This window comes from Streptomyces thermovulgaris (assembly GCF_002155915.1).
Classification (GTDB): Bacteria; Actinomycetota; Actinomycetes; order Streptomycetales; family Streptomycetaceae; genus Streptomyces; species Streptomyces thermovulgaris.
Window position 1 is genome coordinate 1 of the sequence record NZ_MUME01000347.1, and the last position, 17,129, is coordinate 17,129.

Below are 17,129 nucleotides of genomic sequence, written 5' to 3' on the forward strand. Positions count from 1 at the left end.
GGGGGGGTAGGGGTGGTAGTTGGCGATCTTGTGGTCGCGGATGACGAGGTGGTGGGAGAGGACGCCGCGGACGGCTTCGTGGAAGCCGCAGCCGATGGCTTCGTCGGGGACGGTGTAGTTGGTGAAGGTTTTGGTTTCGCCGGCGTGGACGAGGTCGGTGGCCTGTTGGAGGAATTGCAGGGCCATGGCGGCGGCGTAGGCGATGAAGTAGGGGCGGGCGCGGTCGCGTTCGAGGGTGTTGGACCATTTGGGGATGGTCCATTCCAGGGTGGTTTCGGGCAGGGTTTCGCCTTTGGGCAGGGTGATGCGGACGCTGTGGCCGGTGGCTTTGATGTAGGGGGTGTCGACCAGGCCGCTCAGGGCGGTGGACCACAGGCGGGCCAGGGGGCCGCCGCCGGTGTCCAGGGCGAGGTGCCGGCCGGTTTCGGGGTGGTACCAGCGGGGGCTCATCACCCAGGAGTAGGCGCCGGTGAAGTCGCGTTTTTGGGGGTGGGGCAGGGTGGTCTGGTTCCAGGGGTGGCGGATGTCGATGGGGTTGCCGAGGGGGTCGTGGGTGACGAAGGGTTCTTCGCTGGTCCAGTCGTCGTAGTAGGAGGAGCCGAGCAGGATGCGCAGGCCGAGGTTGATGTCGACGAGGTTGTTGGTGACCAGTTGTCCGTCGACGATGATGCCGGGGGTGACGTACATGGCCTTGCCCCAGGCGTTCATGGTCTCGTAGCGGTAGTCGCAGATGTCGGGGTTTTGGAAGGCGCCCCAGCAGGCCAGCAGGATGCGGCGGCGGCCGACTTCTTCGTAGCCGGGCAGGGCCTGGTAGAAGAAGTCGAAGACGTCGTCGTTCATCGCGACGGCTTTTTTGATGAAGTCGATCACGTGCAGCAGGCGGGTGAGGTAGTCGGTGAACACCGAGGGCTGGGGCATGGTGCCCACGCCGCCGGGATAGAGGGTGGAGGGGTGTACGTGGCGGCCTTCCATCAGGCAGAACATCTCCCGGGTGATGCGGGAGGTTTTCAGGGCCTGTTTGTAGGCCTCGCCTTCGAAGGGGTTGAAGGCGCGCATGATGTCGGCGATGGTGCGGTGGCCGTGCAGGTGGCCGCGGGGGGCGTCGGTGCGTTCGGCGCGGGCCAGCAGACCGGGGTTGGTGGTCTTGACCATGGCCTCGCAGAAGTCGACGAAGACGAGGTTGTCCTGGAAGAGGGTGTGGTCGAACATGTACTCGGCGGCTTCGCCGAGGTTGGTGATGTGTTCGGCCAGGGGCGGGGGTTTGATGCCGTAGGCCATCTGCTGGGCGTAGTTGGAGCAGGTGGTGTGGTTGTCGCCGCAGATCCCGCAGATCCGTGAGGTGATGAACCCCGCGTCGCGGGGGTCCTTGCCGCGCATGAACACCGAGTAGCCGCGGAAGAGGGAGGAGGTGGAGTGGCACTCGACGACCTCCCGGTTGGCGAAATCGATCTTGGTGTAGATGCCCAGGTTCCCGATGATCCGGGTGATCGGGTCCCAGGACATGTCCACCAGCTGCGCGGGCCTGCGCCCCGCCGCACGAGCCTGAGTCGTCGTCATGTCGTCTGCTGTCCCTCGCTGTTGTCGGTCGGTGGGTGATCTGCCGCGTCCAGAGGCCCGAGCGGTTCGAGCTCGTCGGGCCGGAAGTAGTGGAAGCGGCCGTACCAGCTGTGCAGTTCGGCCGCGGGGTCGTCGTCGAGGGTGACGGCGAGGTGCACGCTGCCGTCCACGTCGTGGAGGACCGCCGCGACCCGCGCGGTGCGCCCGGCCAGGAACATGTCCTGGGCGTCGGCGCCCCGGCCCCGCGGACGCAGCCGGACACGGCTGCCGCTGCGCACCGTCACGCCGTCCACGAGCACCGGGTCGGTGGTGGGGGAGAGCCCGTCGTCGCCGCCCTCCTGCCACCAGACGGGCCGCTCGGCCGCGGGACCGTCGTCCGCGGCGGAGACGCCGGGACCGGATGCCGAAGCGCCCGGGGAATCCGGACGGGCCGAGGCGTCCGCGGCGGCGGAAGCGACGGGAGTCAGCGACCGGATGGCGCCGTGCAGCCGGGAGAAGACCTCCGGAGGCATGCTCTCCACCCGGTCGAGGATCTCGGCGGCACGCGGGTCGGTGGCACGCGCCTCCTGCTTCTCCTCGTCCGTCAGAAGCAGCGTGCGCAGCGTCAGAAGCTCGTCGATCTCCCCGGCGTCGTACAGGTCGCCGGGACTCTCGGGCGCGATCTGCGGATGGTCGGGAAGGATGATCGGTGCGGAGAGCAGCAGGGGCGCGGTGCCGCCGCCCTCCTGCCCGGACGGCGGTTCACCGCCGAGGACGGGGAAGACGAACGCGTTGCGGCAGCCCTGGACGTGCTCCAGCAGACCGGCGGGCGGATCGATCAGCGAGACGAACTCCACGCCCGTGCCGCCGATGAGCGTGTGGGTGGCGATGAGCGCCTGGCGCAGCGCCTCCTCGCGCGCGGCGCACGGATCCGCCGCCTGTCCCGTGTTCTCGGTGCGCACACGGAGCCGGACCAGGCCGTCGCCGAGACGTTCGGCCGTGAGCGTGGTGCTCGCCCGGACCTCCTCGCGCCGCCGGACGACCCGCCCGGCGCCCCCGGGCAGCGGCTCGCTCTCCTCGCCGGCCGCCGCCCCCACCGGAGCGCCGTGCTCCTGCCGCAGCAGGTCGTCGAGCGGAACGACGAGATCCGTCTCGCGCGGCACCGCCTCGTCGAACGTCAGATGCGTGGTGCCGTCGCCGGTCCGCAGCGACTCGACGGCGCGGTACCGGCCGTCCCGGCCGGCCTCCTCCACCTGCTTGTGCTGCATCTGCAGATAGCGCACCCGCGCCCGGACGACGGCACCGGCGTCGCGGACCCGCAGCAGGCACTCGGTCTGCTGGTACCAGGAGTCGGCGGAGCCGGCGACACCGACCGGGACGGGGCCGTCGCGCTCCACCCAGTTCCGCGGCAGCAGCACGCCGAACTGCCACCGGACCCGGTTCTTGGGGGACGAACGGCGGTAGGGGTAGAGCAGATAGCCCTCGTAGAGGACGGCGTCGGCCACCGCGCTCAGCTGAGCGAAGGACGAACCGCCGGGGCCGTCGTCCACGGCGGCGTCGTCCACGGCGGTGCCGCCGCCCACGGCACCCTCGACCACAGCATCCGGCATTCGGCGCCTCCTCCCGATTCGCAGGTGCGCCATTCCTTCCACCACGGCCGCACCGCTCACGCGCCCCCGGCCCCCTCCGGCCCAGTGCCGTTGAACCGTCCGGGGGAACCCGGAGGAGGACCGGACGCATCCCGGAGGCGCTGTGCAGACGTTCCTGCCGTATCCCGGCTTCATCGACTCCGCGCGGGTGCTGGACCGCCGCCGGCTGGGCAAACAGCGGGTCGAGGCGGTGCAGGTGCTGCGCGGCCTGACGGTCCCCGGCTACGCCTGGCGCCGGCATCCGGCCGTGCGCATGTGGATCGGCTACGAGGAGGCGCTGGCGCGCTACGGACTGGACGTCTGCCGGGTCTGGCGGGAGTACGGCCACCGGGACAGCTGCGCGGCCACGCTCGTCGCCGACCTCGCCGCGGTCCGCCCCGGCACGGCCATCCGCAGTCAGGCCGAGCTGGCGGCGGCCGGCGAGCTGCCGCCCTGGCTCGGCGACGAGGCCCTGCACCGCAGCCATCGCTCGGCCCTGGTGCGCAAGGACCCGGAGCGGTACGCCCCGCTGTTCCCCGGGGTGCCGGCCGGCCTGCCGTACGTCTGGCCCCGGTCGGACCGGGAGACGGACCCGCGGGAGGAACCGCGCACCGGACCGTGAGCGGATCCCGCCCGGCCCCGCCCGCGGCGCGTGCGGGGCCGGGCGGAAGGCGGCACCCGGGTCCGCGGACACGCCCCTTGTCCCGGAACGGCCCGGGCCGTCCCGGGACGGCCGTCTCACGCCGGCGGACGGGGCACGCGCAGGGCCAGCAGGGCCACGTCGTCGTCGTACGCGTCCGGACGGCCGAGCAGCGCGTCGCACAGCTGCTCCAGGGGGGCGGTGGCCAGGCCGGCGACATGATCGGCCAGGTCCCGCAGGCCCACGTCGATGTCCCGGTCGCGGCGCTCGATCAGACCGTCGGTGTACAGCAGCAGGGTGCTTCCCGGGGGGAGCGGATGGGTGTGGTCGGGACGGGGCACGCTCGGGTCCACCCCGACCGGGATGCCGTGCGCCTCGGGAGCCAGGCAGCGGGCGGCGCCGTCGGCGGTGACCAGCAGCGGCGGCGGATGCCCGGCGTTGGTCCAGTGCAGGACGTACCCGGTGTCCGGCCGCTGTTCGATCCGGGCCAGGAGCAAGGTGGCCGCGGTCGAGTCGCCGAACGCGGTCAGCGCCCGGTCGAGCCGGTTCACGATCAGGCCGGGCGGCCCGCACCGGTCGAAGGCCAGGACCCGCAGCATGTTGCGGATCTGCCCCATCTGCGGGGCCGCCTCCACGTCGTGGCCGGTCACGTCGCCGACGACGACCAGGACCGTCTTGTCGGGAAGCCCGAAGGCGTCGTACCAGTCCCCGCCGAGCCGGAGGAGGTCGGAGGCGGGCTGGTAGCGGGCCTCCACCCGCAGGGGCGACAGATCGGGCAGCACCGGCAGCAGACGGCGCTGGAACTGCTCGGCGGCCCGCTTCAGGCGCTCGTACAGCCGGGCGTTCTCGATGCTGACGCTCGCGGCGCTGGCCAGGGCGGTCAGCAGGGTCTCGTCGGTGTCGGTGAAGGGCGTCCCGTCCTCCTTGTCGGCCAGATAGAGATTGCCGTACATGACACCGCGCACCGTCAGGGGGACCCCCAGCAGACTGGTCATGACCGGATGGCCGGACGGGAAGCCCACCGCGCGGGAGTCCGCGCCGATGTCGTCGACCCGCAGGGGCTCGGCGTGCGAGATCAGATGGCCCAGCAGCCCGTGGCTCTGCGGAAGACCGGCCTCGGCCAGCAGCGGCTCGGCGTCGACCCCGGTGGTGATCAGGTCGGTGAACTCGCCGTCCTCCCCGAGCACGCCCAGGGCGCCGTAGCGCGCGCCGATGAGGTCGGTGCCCGCCTCCACCAGGTGCCGCAGGACGGCACAGGTGTCCATGTCGGCGCTGATGGCCACCACCGCCTCGAGCAGACGGCGCAGCCGGCGGCGTTCGAGGGACAGCTGCCGCACCCGGGCGTTGAGCTCCTCGAAGGCGTCGATGCCCGACGGGCGGCCGCTCTCCCCGAAGGCGACGTGCGCACGCTCGGCGGTCTCCTGCGTTTTCGGCCACCGTGGATCATCCGGCATGGAACACCTCCCGGCAGATCCGACCCCGGTCACCGCCCTGGACCCGGCAGGGCCCGGCAGAGCCACATTACGACGACCGGGGGACGGCGGCGCCTTGACGACGGCCCGGTAACCGCCCCGCCCGCGTCACCCCACGTGCTTCTTGGCGACCGTGAGCAGGACCGCGGCGTCCTCCAGGGCCTCCAGGCCGTGCCGTGCCCGGGGCACGGCGAGCAGGTCGCCCGTCATGCCCTCCCAGGAGGAGTCGCCGCTGTGCAGCCGCACCCGTCCGCGCAGCACCAGCACGGTCGCCTCGCCGGGGCTGTCGTGCTCGGCCAGGGACGTTCCGGCGCGCAAGGTGAGGAGAGTCTGGCGCAGGATGTGCTCATGGCCGCCGTAGACGGTCTCCGCGCTGCGGCCGGCCGAGGACTCCGCGGCCCGTTCGAGATGCTCGCGCACACGGGCCTCGAGGGAGATCTTCTGCATCGTCGTGACTCGTCCTCACCGTGAGTGCTGGACGGGGGGTGGTTCCGTAGCCTACGCCGGTGTGCCGCCGCTCATGGTGCATGCCGCCCGGCCGCGCCGCCGGGGAGCCGGACACGCGGAGAACGGCCCCCGCCGGTCCCCGGCGGGGGCGGCCGAGGAGAACGGGCCGCGGGGGAGCGGGGGAGCCGGGGACGGGCGCACGGCCCCCGGCGCGGCCGTCACCAGCGGTACCAGCGGCTCTTGCGGCCGCCGTCCCCGGCCCGCAGGACGAAGCCGAGCAGCCACACCACGAACACGATGATCGCGATCCACCACAGCGCCTTCAGGGCGAACCCGGCACCGAAGAGGATCAGGGCGAGCAGAAGAACGAGCAGCAAGGGAACCATGGGTATCGACCTCCGTACCACCGTCTGCCCCCCTTTTCCGGGAAAACGCCCCGCGGGAACCGGCGTTTGTCCGGCCGGCAGGAGGGGAACCCGGCACCGTCCGCCCCACCCCGGGGCGTGCGGGGCCGTCCGGCGGCGCGGCGTTCCGGGGCGGGCGCGCGCCGGCCGGTGAAGAGGGCGCCCCTGCGTCCGCGAGCCGCCTCGGAGGCAGAGATGACGGTGCGCCGTGTCGGCCTGGTCGTCCACAGCGGGCGCGACGAGGCCGTGACCGCCGGGCGCACGGTGCGTCGGTGGTGCGAGGAGCACGCCGTGGGCTGCGCGGACATCGATGTGTGGAGCAGCACGGGCCGGCGCAGCGCCCGGGAGGAGGTCGAGGCCGCGGGCGACCCCGATCTCATCGTCACGCTGGGCGGGGACGGGACCTTTCTGCGCGGTGCCCGGCTGGCCGCCGTGAACGACGCCCTCGTCCTGGGCGTCGACCTCGGCCGGGTCGGCTTCCTCACCGAGGTGCCGGCCCCGCTCGTGCGCTCCGCGCTGGACGCCGTCGCCGAGGGCCGCCTGAGCGTGGAGAGCCGGATGCTGCTCACCCTGCGCGCCTCGCGCCGCCTGGAGGTGCCCGCCGACATCGAGGAGCTGATGCGCTACGGCCGCCGCCCGATGCTGCCGCCGCCAGGGGTGCGCACCGACTGCGAGGCCGACGGCGACTGGGGTGTCGCGCTGCATGTCACCGCACTGAACGACGTCGTCCTGGAGAAGCTGGCACGGGACCGGCAGATCTTCGTCGGCGTCTATCTCGCCGGCCGGCTCCTGGCGTCCTACTCGGCCGACGCGCTGCTGGTCGCCACCCCGACCGGCTCGACGGCCTACAGCTTCGCCGCCGGCGGCCCGGTCGTCTCGCCCCGTGCGGACGCCCTCGTCTTCACCCCGGTCGCCCCGCACATGGTGTTCGACCGGTCGGTCGTGGCCGCACCGGACGAGCCCGTCGCCCTGCGCGTCCTCGAACGCTCCGGCCAGGCCGCCGTCAGCATCGACGGCCAGCTGCGCGGGGTCCTCGACCCCGGCGACTGGATCGGGGTGTACGCGTCCCGGCGCCGGCTGCGGATCGTCCGGCTGGGCCCGATGGACTTCTACGGCCGGCTGCGCGACCGCCTGAACCTCACCGACGCCCCCGCGGCGGTCGCCGACGGAATGCCCGCCCCGCTCTGGCCGGTGACCACCCCGCGCCCCGAGGACCTCGCCCATCTGGCGCTGCCGCCCGGACCCGACGCCCCTCGCGGCGCCTCGGGGACCGACGGCCTGCCTGAGTGACACCGCCCCGTCAGGAACGGGGCTCCTCGGGCAGGCGGTACGCGGCGAGCGCGGCGATGTCGTCCTCCAGCCGGCCGCCGCTGTAGTCGAGCAGATCCGTGTGCAGCCGCTCCAGGAGCTCGCCGGGCGGAAGGTCCACCCAGGCGCGGACGCGCTCGGCCAGCGGGTAGAGGGCGCCGGTGCGGTCGCGGGTCTCGGTGATGCCGTCGGTGTACAGCAGCAGCTGGTCACCGGGCCGGAAGGGCCGGACGTCCACGTGGTAGCCGGCGCCGACCAGTCCGCCGATGTTGATGGGCGGCGAGGGATCGGTCGCCTCCAGCTCGGTGACCTTGCCGTGGCCGATGAGCAGCGGCGGCGGATGACCGCAGTTGACGATGCGGACCACGGGCTCGTCGTCGGGAATCTCCGCGAACAGCGCCGTCACGAAGCGCTCCGCCGCGTCGCCGGCGACCTGCTGGGCGTGGCGGCTCATGCTCCGCTCCATCCGCCGGGCCAGACAGGCCAGGTCGGGCTCCTCGTGGGCGGCCTCGCGGAAGACGCCGAGCATCGCCGCGGCCGTTTCGACGGCGACCAGCCCCTTGCCGCGGACGTCGCCTATGAGCAGACGCACGCCGTGCGCCGTCGGCACCGCCTCGTACAGATCGCCGCCGATCTGCGCCTCGGCGGCCGCGGACAGATACAGGGTCTCCACGGAGACCTGGCCGAGACGGTGGGGCACCGGCCGCAGCAGGACCCGTTGCGCGGTCTCCGCCACGGAGCGCACCGTGGCGAGAGTGTGCTCCCGGCGCGTCCGGTGCACCGACAGGAAGGTGCCGAGGACGCCGACCAGGAAGGTGCACACGTAGTTGGCCACGTAGTGGCGTTCCCACATGTAGTCCACCGGCCGGCCCGCACAGCACGGGGTGCCGGCCAGGACGCCCTCGAACACGACGGCGAACACCGTGACGGCGGCGACGACGACCGGACCGTGGGCGAAGGCGGCGACCAGCGGGAGCGCGGTGAGCACGAAACTCACGGGCCACTGCACCGGGGTGATCGGTTCCACGAGGAGGACCGCCGCGACGTACAGGGCCGGCAGCCAGCGCAGCCACAGGGGCGGCGCGGGCACCAGCTGCTGCGCCGACGGGTTCCCCGCCGCACGCGTGTCCTCGCCGGCGCGGCGGCCCGGCCGCCTCACCGCGGGCTCCGGTGGCATCCGGGCGGCGGGGGATCCGGGGGACCAGAGGGCCCGAAGGAGCGCGACAGGAGACGTTCCGGCCGCGGACGGCGGCCTTCGGGGAGACACTCGGGCGGCTTGTTCACAGGAAACTCCCGGCGGACTCGACCAGGACCACCAGCGTGCTGCGCCGCACCGGTCCATTGTGGCATCGCCTGAGGCAAGGGCACGTCGGGAACGGACGGAGCCGGGTGGTGCGGGGCCCGTCCAAAGGCCGCCCGCCCGGACCGGCGGCCCCCGCGGACGGAGGACGGGGGCACCGGGGCGAAGCCGCGGCGGCCGGCCGGATCGCCGGGGGAGGGGCGTCCGGGACGCCAGGTGGTCACCAGCGCGGCGGCCAGCAGCAGTTCGGCGAGGTCGCCGCCGTAGTACATGATCTCCGCCCCCTGCCGGAGGTGCTCCACGGGTGCGTGGACGCCGACGAGGAAACCGCCGTACAGGGCCTGGGCGACCAGGGCGTGCACGGCGACCGCGACGCCCAGGTACACCAGCCGGGCCCGTACGCCCGGCCGGTGCGGTGCGGGGTCGGGACCGGCGACGACGTACGCGAACAGGCAGCCGGAGAGCAGGAAGTGCGCATGCAGCAGCCAGTGGCTCGCCGGGTGCTCCAGGGAGGCGTCGAACAGCGGGGTGAAGTACAGCGGCACGAGACTGCCCGTGCTCAGGGCCAGGGCGACGAGCGGATGGGCGAGCACCCGGGCGCACCGGCTGCGCATCACCGCGACGACCAGACGGGCCCGGGCGGGGGGCAGGGCCCGCAGCAGCAGGGTGACCGGCGCGGACAGCACCAGCGCGAGGGGCGCGTACATGCCGATGAGCAGATGCTGGGCCATGTGCGCCCGGAAGTCGGTGTGCGCGGCGGGACCCAGCGGCGGCAGCAGGGCGACGGCCAGCAGGGCCAGCCCGCCCAGGAAGAGGCCCGACCGCGGACGGCCCGGCGGCAGGGCGGGGTTGCGCCGGCGCGCCCGCCGGACGAGCAGCAGATGACCGGCGGCGGCCGCCACGAGGACGAGCACGATCGTCGAGGGGCTCGGCACCGTGCCGCCGGTCGCTGTGTGCGTGTGCATCAGACGGTGCCCCCGGGGGTGTCGGCGGGGGCGGCCGGATCGAACGGACGGCCGCTGCGCTGCCACAGAAATCCGGCGAGCACCAGCAGTGCGCCGAGGACCAGGAACCCGGCGTCCCACCACGCCTGGTGGGGGCCGCCGCGGACGTGGTGGATGCTCAGGATCTGGTGGTCCAGGATGCCCTCGACCAGGTTGAACAGGCCCCAGCCGACCACGATCCACCCCCACAGCACACGCGAGGTCCACACCGCCCGGCGGTGGTGCGTGACCCGCGAGTACAGCAGGCCCAGCCCCACGATCACCGCCACCCAGCAGACCGTGTGGAAGATGCCGTCCCACACGGTGTTCATCTCCAGGCCGGGGACGGTGCGCGGGTCGTAGTACTTCACTCCGATGCGGTCGTGGTCGGTGCCGGAGAGCAGGTGGTGCCACTGCAGCACCTGGTGGAGCAGGATGCCGTCGACGAATCCGCCCAGGCCCACGCCGAGCACGATCCCCGGCAGCCGGATGCTCTGCGGGACGGGGAGGGGAGGGGGCGTGTCTGCGGTCGTCATCCTGCGCTTCCTCTTGCCGCCGGCGGTCGCCCTCATGCCTTCCCCGAAGGCGCCGGGTCACCCGGTGCGGGCGCTCCAGGTCACCCGGTCACCGTCGCGGTCCGCCGGGACGCCGGACGGATCCCGCCGGACGGATCCCGCCGGACGGGCCGACGCGCACACGGGAGCGCCCCGGCCGGTTCCCGAGATGTTCCTCGGGACGGCCGGGGCGCGATGAGAGGTGTGCGCGGCGGGGCTCAGCGCGAGGGGCCGGTGTCCCCGGACCCGGCGTCCCCGGGCCGGACACGGCCCCGCCAGGATCCGGTCTCGTCGCCACGCTGCTCGACGTACTGCTTGAAGCGCCTCATGTCGCCCTTGATGCGCCGGTCGATCAGGCCCAGCATGTCGCCGGTCTTCTCCATGACTCCGCCGGGTTCGACGTCCATGACGAGTTCCACCCGGGTGTGCGTGTCGTCCACGGGCTCGAAGCGGACCATGCCCCTTTGCCGGGTGTCGCCGGTGGTGCTGCGCCAGGTGATGCGCTCGTCGGGCAGCTGGTCGACGATCTCGGTGTCGAACTCCCGCGTGACACCGCCGACCCTGGTGATCCAGTGGTTGTGGCGGTCGTCGATCTGCGTGACCTCCTCGACCCCCTCCATGAAGTTCGGGAACTCCTCGAACTGCGTCCACTGGTTGTAGGCGGTGCGGACGGGGACGCCGACCTCCACCGTTTCCCTGACCGTGCTCATCTGCGCCTCCTGGTCTCGTCGGCCGGCCGCGGCGGGACGGGCGCCCCGCCGCGGGCCCTGGCAGCGACGAGTACCCCGGAAGGGGGGATGCACGACCGGACGGCGCGGATCAGAGCTCTCCGGCGCGGGCCGCCCGCCACAGGTCGACGTCGCCGTCGGTGGCGTACTTGTCGATCTCGGCCAGCTCCTCGTCGCTGAAGTCGAGGTTCTTCAGCGCGGCCACGTTCTGCTCCAGCTGCTCCACGCGGGAGGCGCCGATGACCAGGGAGGTGACGCGCCGGTCGCGCAGCGCCCAGGCGAGGGCCATCTGGGCGAGGGTCTGCCCGCGGCGGGCCGCGATGCCGTTCAGCGCCCGCAGCCGCCGCAGCATCTCGTCGGACAGCCAGGCGGTGTCGAACGAGGTGCCCTGCGCGGCCCGCGAGTCCTCGGGGATGCCGTTCAGATAGCGGTCGGTCAGCAGCCCCTGGGCCAGCGCGGTGAAGCCGATGACGCCGAAGCCCTCCTCCTCGGCGGCCTCCAGCAGCCCCTCGGTCTCGATCCAGCGGTTGAGCATGTTGTACGACGGCTGGTGGATCAGCAGCGGGGTGCCCAGCTCGCGCAGGATGGCGACGGCCTGCCGGGTGCGCTCGGTGTCGTAGGAGGAGATGCCGACGTACAGGGCCTTGCCCTGGCGGACGGCGGCGTCCAGCGCGCCCATCGTCTCCTCCAGCGGCGTGCTCGCGTCCAGCCGGTGGGAGTAGAAGATGTCCACGTAGTCCAGGCCCATGCGCTTCAGGGACTGGTCGAGCGAGGCGAGCAGGTACTTGCGGGAGCCGCCGCCCTGGCCGTAGGGACCGGGCCACATGTCCCAGCCCGCCTTGGTGGAGATCACCAGCTCGTCCCGGTACGGCGCGAGGTCCTGCTTCATCAGCCGGCCGAAGTTGATCTCCGCCGAGCCGTAGGGCGGGCCGTAGTTGTTCGCCAGGTCGTGGTGGGTGATGCCGAGGTCGAAGGCGCGCAGGGCGATCTCGCGCTGGGTCTCGAACGGCCGGTTGTCACCGAAGTTGTGCCAGTAGCCCAGGGACAGGACGGGCAGGTCGAGCCCCGAGCGGCCGGTGCGCCGGTAGAGCATGGTGCCGTTGTAACGCTCAGGATCTGCGACGTAGGTCATCGGGTGGTCTCCGGGTGATGCGGTACGGCGTCCCCCCGGGCCCGGAGGGACGCCCCCACCTTGCTCCCGAGTGATCCTGAAGTCCAACCGCTGTCCCTCATCGGATTCAGCACCGCCGTTTCTGAATCCGGCGGAACGCCGGATCCCCCGTGCCGGGCCGGGGCGGCAGGGATCAGCGGGGCCCGGACGGTCCGGTGCCCTCGGCGCAGGGGACGGGCCGGTGCCCGAGGCCGAGGCGCCGGCCGGACGGTGCGGGGACGCGGCGGATCGCGACGAGGGCGATGTCGTCGTCCAGGCGCCCTCCGGTGTGGGCGAGCAGATCGCGCTGGACGTGGTGGAGCAGGGTCTCCGGACAGCTTCCGGCCCACCGGGCGATCCGCTCGGCCAGCGGATAGAAGGCACCGGTGCGGTCGCGGGCCTCGACGGCACCGTCGGTGCAGAGGAGCAGGGTGTCGTCGAGGCCGAAGGGCAGCACCTCGACGGCCGGCCCGTCCGGGCCGGTCAGGCCGATCCCGAGCGGCGGGGCGGGGGCGAGGTCCGGCACCGTGACCCTTCCGTCCGGGCCGAGCAGCAGCGGTGCCACATGGCCGCAGCTGGTCATCCGGACGACCGGCTCGTCGTCCGGTATCTCCAGCAGCAGCACGGTGACGAAGCGCTCCCCCGCCTCCTCCTCCGGTTCGAAGTCGGCGAGATAGCGGGCCATGCTCCGCTCCAGGGAGGCGGCCAGCTCGGGCAGGGCGGCATGGTGGTGCGCGGCCTCGCGGAACGCGCCGAGCAGCAGGGCCGCCTCGCCGATGGCCGGCAGCCCCTTGCCGCGCACGTCCCCGATCATCACCCGGGCCGCGCCGTCGGTGCGGGCGGCGGCGTACAGATCGCCGCCGATCGACGCCTCGTCCTCGGAGGCCAGGTAGAGGGAGGCGAGCCGCAGGCCGCCCAGCCGGCTCGGCAGGGGCCACAGCAGCACCCGCTGAGCCGCCTCGGCCACCGACCGCACCTGCGCCAGTTCGCGCGCACGGTGGTCGCGGACCACGCACAGGGCCACGATCAGCAGGGAGAGCAGCGCGAGAGCGACCAGCTGCACGATCATGTTCCGTGAGGACAGGTCCCCCTGCCGCCAGCCCGCGAACGCCTGGGCCGCCACCGAGACCGCGCCGATGGTCCCCGTCGTCCACGGGCCCGAGAACCACGCGGTGATCGCGGGGGCGATCACCAGCAGCGGGCCGAGCACGATGTCGGCCGGCGCCACGATGTTGGACACGGTGATGAGGACGATGAGCATGACCGGGATCAGCAGCAGGGGACCCGGCTGTCCCGACCGTCCCGACTGCGCACGAACGAGGAACCGTGCCTGCCAGGAATTCACGCATACCACAGTGCACCCCGACAGCGGGGCGTGCGAACGCAGTGGGCCCGGCCCGGCCGGTGCCGCCCCGCCGGTGACGGGGCGGCCGGGCCGGGTGCGCGGGGTCAGGACCCGGACGGCACCGTCGCGCAGTTGGAGGAGGCCGGCTTGCCGGCGAGACGGTCGGCCAGCCAGGACACGGCGGCGTCGTGGTCGGCGAGCAGCGGGGTGAAGTGGTTGACCAGGGCGCTGCCGAGAGGGGGCAGATAGACCCCCTTGTAGGTGACGTCGGCGCCCTTGGCGCACCAGTCGGCGGCGAGCCGCCGCGCCTGGGCGTGCGGAACGAGGTTGTCGTTGACGCCGGTGGCCAGGCGCACCGGGCCGGCCGGCTTCAGACGGCCGATGCGCTGGCTGTCGAGGAAGTCCTGGAGCGCGGGCGTGGCGCGGATGATGTCGCTGATGGACCGGCCGTCGGTGGTCCATCGGGTGCTGCGGGCGAAGCCGTAGGAGAAGATCGCGTCGCCCACGCACATGGTCGACAGATCGGCCAGGGCGGCCCTGCCCGCGGCGTTGAGATGCGCGTCGGCGATCGGCTGGAGCTCGGGGTCGGACTGGAGGAAGCCGTTCAGGGACCAGCCCAGGGCGCCGGCCAGTTCGCTGCCGTCGACGGCCCGGGTGACCTCGATCAGGTCGGCGGGCGGCGCACCGGCGTAGGTGCCGGCGAGGGGGACGTCGGGGGCGTAGGCGGGCTGCAGTTCGGCGGCGGCCGCGACGGCGCCGCCTCCCTGGCTGTAGCCGAACAGGCCGACGGGGGAGGCCGGGGTGACGGACGCGCCGGCGACGGAGCGGGCGGCGCGGGCCGCGTCGAGGACGGCATGGGCCCCGTCGACGCGGTTGACGTAGGTGTGCAGCCGGTCGGTGGCGCCCAGGCCGACGTAGTCGGTGACCACCACGGCGGCGCCCCGGGCCAGCAGCCGGTAGATCGACAGGTTCTCGTAGCCGACCGACAGGGTCCGGCCGTTGAACAGGACCGGGTGCTCCAGGCCCAGGGAGGCCGCGCACTGGTCGCCCTGTCCCAGGGTGCCCGGTGCGACGACGACCAGGGGGCGCGGCCCGGTGCCCTTCCAGCGGGCCGTCGGTTCGATGTAGGCGCCGGTGACGGCCACCGGCCGGCCGGTGGAGTCGGTCGACTTGTACATCAGGCGCGTGGCCCGGCCCGGCAGAGGACCGCGCAGACCGGGCAGGCTGAGGGCGAGCGGGAGCGGTTCGCTGCGGATCAGGGTGCCGTCGGCCTGCGGAAGACCGGTGGGCGGGGTGTAGAAGGCGGGAATCCTGACGCCCCGGGAGATCACCTCGGTCGGCTCGGTGGCCGCGGTGGCCGGGAGAGCCTGCACGCCGAGGCAGGCGGCGGTGGCGGCTGCGACGGCGAGCAGGCGTCTGCGTGCGGGCATGCGGAACCTCCTGGCGGTGAGGCCACACACGAAGTGGTTGAAGATGAACGTACGGGGGCCGCCGTTACCGCGGGTAGCGGTCGTAAGGTTACGGTTCAGTAATGTGACTTTGCGTCAGATGGAGGACGTGCCTCGGTTACCGGCCGCACGCGAGTTTCGACATCTTCAGGGCTTTTGTCGCGTCGCTGTGCTCGTCAGGTCAGGACGCCGGGCAGGGCCCCGGGGGCCGGCTCCGGAACGCCGCCCGGGCCCAGTTCCGCCCAGATCACCTTTCCGTGCGCCCCGTAGCGCGTGCCCCAGCGCTGCGCGAACCGCGAGACCAGGAACAGGCCCCGGCCGCCCTCGTCGGTGGCCGCCGCACGCCGCGGGTGCGGCGAGGTGCTGCTGCCGTCCGACACCTCGCAGACCAGACTGCGGCCCCGCAGAAGCCTCACCCGGACGGGCGGAGCGCCGTACCGGACGGCGTTGGACAGCAGCTCGCTGAGGAGCAGCTCCACGGTGAACGCGGCGTCCTCCAGCCCCCAGCCGTGCAGCCGGGCGACCGCCTCCGTGCGCACCTCGGAGACCGCCGCCGCGTCGAACGGCACCTCCCAGACCGCGACCCGGGACGGGGCGAGCAGCCGCGTCCGGGCGACGAGCAGGGCCACGTCGTCGCCCGGACGCTCCGGCAGCAACGCCTCCACCAGGTCCCGGCAGGTCTCCTCCGGGGTCCGGCCCGCGTGCGCGACGGCCGTGCCGAGCAGCGCCAGCCCCTCGTCGACGTCCCGTCCGCGGCTCTCCACCAGACCGTCGGTGAACAGCACCAGCCGGCTGCCCTCCGGCAGGGTCAGCTCACCGGCCTCGAACGGCACCCCGCCCACCCCCAGGGGCGGCGACAGGGGCAGCTCGGGGAAGGACACCCGCCCCTCGGGATCCACCACGGCCGGGGCGAGATGCCCCGCGCGGGAGACGGTGCACTGCCCGCCCACCGGGTCGTAGACGGCGTACAGACAGGTGGCCCCGGTGACGGGGGACGCCTCGCCGTCGGCGTCCGCGGCCTGTGTGTCCAGCCGCGTCACCATCTCGTCCAGACGGCCGAGCAGTTCGTCCGGGGGCAGGTCCAGGGACGAGAAGTTCAGCACCGCCGTCCGCAGCCGGCCCATCGTCACCGCCGCGTGCAGCCCGTGCCCCACCACGTCCCCGACCACCAGCGCCACCCGGAAGCCGGGCAGGGGGATGACGTCGAACCAGTCGCCGCTCACGCCGGACCGCGCCGGCAGATACCGCCACGCCGGCTCCAGCGCCTCCTGCTCCGGCAGGCCGCGGGGGAGCAGACTGCGCTGGAGCGCCACGGACATCGCGTGCTCGCGGGAGTAGCGGCGTGCGTTGTCGATCGCGACGGCCGCCCGGGCCACCAGCTCCTCGGCGACCGTGACGTCCTCCTCCTCGAACCGCGCCGAGCCGGATCCCCGCCAGAAGCCGGCCACGCCGAGGGTCACGCCCTGTGCCCGGAGCGGCACCGTGATCAGCGAGTGGATGCCGTGGTCCAGCGCCCGGCGCGCCTCCTTCGGGTCCTGCGCCCGCCAGTCCTCCGCGGCGTACAGGTCCGGCACCCGCACCGCCCTCCCGTCCCGCAGCGCGGCCGCCGCCGGCGTGCCGGTCGCCCCGGACCGGATCAGGCCGCCCACCGGCCGCAGCGGGACGGGCGTCACGGCCCCGCGCAGTGCGACACGGCGCATCCGGTCCGCCGCCCCGGCGGGTTCCTCGCCGTGCAGCACGGACTCCAGCAGATCCACGCTGACGACGTCCGCCATCCGCGGGACCGCCACCTCGGCGAGTTCCCGGGCGGTGCGCCGTACGTCCAGCCTGGTGCCGATCCGCATCCCGGCCTCGTACAGCAGCGTCAGCCGTTCCCGTGCCGCCTCGGCCCGGCCGGAGAGGGCCTGCAGCTCCGTGGTGTCCCGGAAGCTGGCCACCAGGGCCCGCCCCGGGCGCTGCGTCCTCCGCCCGGAGGGCGGGCGCCGCGACGCCCGGGGCGCGGGGGCGTGGGGGTGCGCGGGCGGCCCGGACGGATCGGGCGGCCCGGGTGCTTCGGAGGTCCCGGCGGGACGCCGTGCCAGGCGGCGCAGCGCGGAGGGGAGACGACCCCGCTTCGGGACGGCCCCCGGGTCCGGCGTGCCGCCGTACGGCGTGGTGCGGCGGGTGTTGACCGCCAGCAGCCGGTC

The 17,129-nt window shown here is 73.4% G+C and carries 15 protein-coding genes; 2 read left to right on the forward strand and 13 right to left on the reverse strand.

Annotated elements, in window-relative coordinates; translation table 11 throughout:
• Together CCN35_RS23645 and CCN35_RS23650 are read right to left on the reverse strand one after the other, a co-directional pair.
• Nucleotides 1-1,557, reverse strand: a 1,557-nt coding sequence (locus tag CCN35_RS23645; RefSeq protein ID WP_086794278.1) for a nickel-dependent hydrogenase large subunit, incomplete at its 3' end; no start/stop codon positions are given.
• Complete coding sequence (locus CCN35_RS23650) at nt 1,554-3,146, reverse strand: hypothetical protein (protein WP_236561293.1); 1,593 nt, start codon at nt 3,144-3,146, stop codon at nt 1,554-1,556. The genes CCN35_RS23645 and CCN35_RS23650, both read right to left, overlap by 4 nt.
• Before the next feature lie 142 nt (nt 3,147-3,288).
• On the opposite strand from CCN35_RS23650, the gene CCN35_RS23655 reads away from it, so the two are divergent.
• Nucleotides 3,289-3,786 (forward strand): MSMEG_6728 family protein, encoded by a 498-nt coding sequence (locus CCN35_RS23655; RefSeq protein WP_067399713.1) that lies wholly within the window; start codon nt 3,289-3,291, stop codon nt 3,784-3,786.
• A gap of 116 nt (nt 3,787-3,902) precedes the next feature.
• Here the strand turns inward: CCN35_RS23655 and CCN35_RS23660 are convergent, their stop codons facing one another.
• The 3 genes from CCN35_RS23660 to CCN35_RS23670 form a co-directional block, all read right to left on the reverse strand.
• Nucleotides 3,903-5,258 (reverse strand): PP2C family protein-serine/threonine phosphatase, encoded by a 1,356-nt coding sequence (locus CCN35_RS23660; RefSeq protein WP_079130018.1) that lies wholly within the window; start codon nt 5,256-5,258, stop codon nt 3,903-3,905.
• A 126-nt stretch (nt 5,259-5,384) separates the two neighbouring features.
• Complete coding sequence (locus tag CCN35_RS23665) at nt 5,385-5,723, reverse strand: cupin domain-containing protein (RefSeq protein WP_067399715.1); 339 nt, start codon at nt 5,721-5,723, stop codon at nt 5,385-5,387.
• A gap of 218 nt (nt 5,724-5,941) precedes the next feature.
• A complete protein-coding gene (locus tag CCN35_RS23670) occupies nt 5,942-6,109 on the reverse strand; it encodes a hydrophobic protein (protein WP_067399717.1) in 168 nt (55 codons plus the stop codon).
• Nucleotides 6,110-6,322: 213 nt separating this feature from the next.
• Between CCN35_RS23670 and CCN35_RS23675 the strand changes: the two genes are divergently transcribed.
• Complete coding sequence (locus CCN35_RS23675) at nt 6,323-7,417, forward strand: NAD(+)/NADH kinase (protein ID WP_067399720.1); 1,095 nt, start codon at nt 6,323-6,325, stop codon at nt 7,415-7,417.
• A 10-nt stretch (nt 7,418-7,427) separates the two neighbouring features.
• Here CCN35_RS23675 and CCN35_RS23680 read toward each other — a convergent pair whose 3' ends face one another.
• From CCN35_RS23680 to CCN35_RS23715, 8 genes are all read right to left on the reverse strand, one after another.
• Nucleotides 7,428-8,594, reverse strand: coding sequence for a PP2C family protein-serine/threonine phosphatase (locus CCN35_RS23680; protein ID WP_425444315.1), 1,167 nt, complete (start codon nt 8,592-8,594; stop codon nt 7,428-7,430).
• Nucleotides 8,591-9,700, reverse strand: a complete 1,110-nt coding sequence (locus CCN35_RS23685) for a cytochrome c oxidase assembly protein (protein ID WP_086794274.1) — start codon at nt 9,698-9,700, stop codon at nt 8,591-8,593. Before CCN35_RS23685 ends, CCN35_RS23680 begins: the two co-directional genes overlap by 4 nt.
• Nucleotides 9,700-10,254 (reverse strand): DUF2243 domain-containing protein, encoded by a 555-nt coding sequence (locus CCN35_RS23690; protein ID WP_067399728.1) that lies wholly within the window; start codon nt 10,252-10,254, stop codon nt 9,700-9,702. The genes CCN35_RS23685 and CCN35_RS23690 overlap by 1 nt, the downstream gene beginning before the upstream one ends.
• Before the next feature lie 236 nt (nt 10,255-10,490).
• Complete coding sequence (locus tag CCN35_RS23695) at nt 10,491-10,982, reverse strand: SRPBCC family protein (RefSeq protein WP_067399730.1); 492 nt, start codon at nt 10,980-10,982, stop codon at nt 10,491-10,493.
• A gap of 109 nt (nt 10,983-11,091) precedes the next feature.
• On the reverse strand, nt 11,092-12,132 hold the full coding sequence (mgrA, locus tag CCN35_RS23700; RefSeq protein ID WP_067399732.1) for an L-glyceraldehyde 3-phosphate reductase: 1,041 nt from the start codon (nt 12,130-12,132) through the stop codon (nt 11,092-11,094).
• 172 nt (nt 12,133-12,304) lie between these two features.
• Nucleotides 12,305-13,411, reverse strand: coding sequence for a PP2C family protein-serine/threonine phosphatase (locus CCN35_RS23705; RefSeq protein WP_079130020.1), 1,107 nt, complete (start codon nt 13,409-13,411; stop codon nt 12,305-12,307).
• A gap of 188 nt (nt 13,412-13,599) precedes the next feature.
• Complete coding sequence (locus tag CCN35_RS23710) at nt 13,600-14,925, reverse strand: lipase family protein (protein ID WP_067399734.1); 1,326 nt, start codon at nt 14,923-14,925, stop codon at nt 13,600-13,602.
• A gap of 194 nt (nt 14,926-15,119) precedes the next feature.
• Nucleotides 15,120-17,129 (reverse strand): SpoIIE family protein phosphatase (locus CCN35_RS23715; protein WP_107501090.1); only part of this gene is annotated, 2,010 nt, incomplete at its 5' end.